Origin of the sequence: Pseudomonas edaphica (assembly GCF_005863185.1) — a bacterium.
Taxonomy (GTDB): Bacteria; Pseudomonadota; Gammaproteobacteria; order Pseudomonadales; family Pseudomonadaceae; genus Aquipseudomonas; species Aquipseudomonas edaphica.
In genome coordinates this window covers 1-1603 of the sequence record NZ_VBVZ01000937.1, presented here as the reverse complement: position 1 = coordinate 1603, position 1603 = coordinate 1, and the positions used below count along the sequence as shown (strand labels likewise).

The following is a 1603-nucleotide window of genomic DNA, read 5'->3' as shown; positions in this document are numbered from 1 at the left end:
CCCATGAATTCACCCTCGATAACGGCCTTAAAGTGGTCGTGCGCGAAGACCATCGCGCGCCGGTGGTGGTTTCCCAGGTCTGGTACAAGGTCGGTTCGAGCTACGAAACCCCGGGCCAGACCGGTTTGTCCCATGCCCTGGAACACATGATGTTCAAGGGCAGCGCCAAAGTCGGTCCCGGCGAAGCCTCGCTGATCCTGCGTGACCTGGGCGCTGAAGAAAACGCCTTCACCAGCGACGACTACACCGCGTATTACCAGGTACTGGCGCGTGACCGCCTGGGCGTCGCTTTCGAGCTGGAAGCCGACCGCATGGCCAGCCTGCGCCTGCCGGCCGATGAGTTCAGCCGCGAAATCGAGGTGATCAAGGAAGAACGCCGCCTGCGCACCGACGACAACCCGATGTCCAAGGCCTACGAGCGCTTCAAGGCGATGGCCTACCCGGCCAGCGGCTATCACACGCCGACCATCGGCTGGATGGCCGACCTTGAGCGCATGAAGGTTGAAGAACTGCGCCACTGGTACCAGTCCTGGTATGTGCCGAACAACGCCACACTGGTGGTGGTCGGCGACGTGACGCCGGACGAGGTCAAGAAACTCGCCGAACGTTACTTCGGCCCAATCCCCAAGCGTGATGTGCCACCCGCCAAGATCCCACTGGAACTGGCCGAACCTGGCGAGCGCTTGCTGACCCTGCACGTGCAGACCCAACTGCCGAGCGTGATCCTCGGTTTCAACGTGCCGGGCCTGGCGACTGCCGAAGACAAGCGCTCGGTGCAAGCCCTGCGCCTGCTCTCGGCCCTGCTCGATGGCGGCTACAGCGCGCGTATCTCGGAACAGCTGGAGCGCGGTGAAGAACTCGTCTCCGGCGCGTCCACCAGCTACGACGCCTATACCCGTGGTGACAGCCTGTTCACATTGAGCGCCACGCCGAATCAGCAGAAGAAAAAGACCATTGCCCAGGCCGAAGCCGGCCTGTGGCGCCTGCTGGACGAGTTGAAAGCCAAGCCACCGACCACCGAAGAACTGGAGCGTATCCGCGCCCAAGTGATTGCCGGCGTGGTTTACCAACGTGATTCCATCACCAGCCAGGCCACGGCCATCGGCTCGCTGGAAACCGTTGGCCTGTCCTGGAAACTCATGGACACCGAGCTTGCCGACATGCAAAGCGTGACCCCGGAAGATATCCAGAAAGCCGCGCGCACCTACTTCACCCGCGAACGTTTGAGCGTCGCCCATGTTTTGCCCGAGGAGACCGCTCATGAGTAATCGCAAAAGCAGCCGCCTGATCTTCCCCGGCCTGGTCGTCGTCACCCTGATCGCCGCCAGCGCCGTGTACTTCCTGCGCCCGAGTGAATCGGTGGCCAGCCAGGCGCTGGACAAGGCGCAATCGGCCAACAAACTGCAATCTTTGGCAGAACTGGACGGCAAGGCGCCGACCAACCGCAAGCTCGACGTGCAAACCTGGACCACCGCCGAGGGCGCCAAGGTGCTGTTCGTCGAAGCCCACGAACTGCCAATGTTCGACATGCGCATCCTGTTCGCCGCCGGCAGCAGCCAGGACGGCAATACCCCAGGCGTTGCGTTGCTGACCAACGCCATGC

1 protein-coding gene and 1 pseudogene are annotated in these 1603 nt (G+C 62.6%); both read left to right on the top strand.

All coding sequences use genetic code 11. The features are described from left to right. Positions 1 to 1268, top strand: a 1268-nt coding sequence (locus FEM54_RS32245) for a M16 family metallopeptidase (protein WP_138454246.1), incomplete at its 5' end; no start/stop codon positions are given. Then, positions 1261 to 1603: pseudogene (locus tag FEM54_RS32240) on the top strand (insulinase family protein); the annotation flags it as partial. The gene FEM54_RS32245 and the pseudogene FEM54_RS32240, both read left to right, overlap by 8 nt.